The sequence below is a fragment of the Micromonospora sp. CPM1 genome, assembly GCF_023896895.1.
Classification (GTDB): domain Bacteria; phylum Actinomycetota; class Actinomycetes; order Mycobacteriales; family Micromonosporaceae; genus Micromonospora; species Micromonospora tulbaghiae.
Window position 1 is genome coordinate 1 of record NZ_JAMHIU010000067.1, and the last position, 488, is coordinate 488.

The following is a 488-nucleotide window of genomic DNA, read 5'->3' on the forward strand; positions in this document are numbered from 1 at the left end:
CTCCTTTGATCACAAGCCGCTATCCTCCCGGCATGACGCGTAGGCGACCGACGAGGCGTGAACAAGCTCGACAGGTCGAAGTGTTCGACCCGCTGGCGCTTCGGAACCTCCAGGAGGTGTTGCGCGAACGAAGAGTGGCAGCTCCGCATGCAGCTCATCGAGTCACGAGCCACCGCCTTGCAATCATCGTTCCCCGGTACTCGCGCCTAACCCGCAAGCCGCTCTGCCGTCACCGCCGGCTCAGCGCAATAACCGGAGCACGCCATTCCCAGTGGCCAGGCCGGTTATCCCCGTCGGCTTGTGGTCGATCGCAGGGGCATTGCCACGTGTCCACGTCATCGATCTCAGCAGGCGGCCAGAATCGGAACAGCACATACTCCGCAACGGGCTCCGTGCGATCCGGATGCATCTGCTCGATGGCGAAGCGGTAGGGGCGACCAGCATGCAGCAGCAAGTCCAGCCCGATCGGCGCAGAGGAATTGCCCCGT

1 protein-coding gene is annotated in these 488 nt (G+C 63.5%); it reads right to left on the bottom strand.

The genetic code is table 11. The features are described 5' to 3' along the window. Window positions 1-229: 229 nt before the first annotated feature. Window positions 230-488 (bottom strand): hypothetical protein (locus M8C11_RS30140; protein WP_252454825.1); only part of this gene is annotated, 259 nt, incomplete at its 5' end.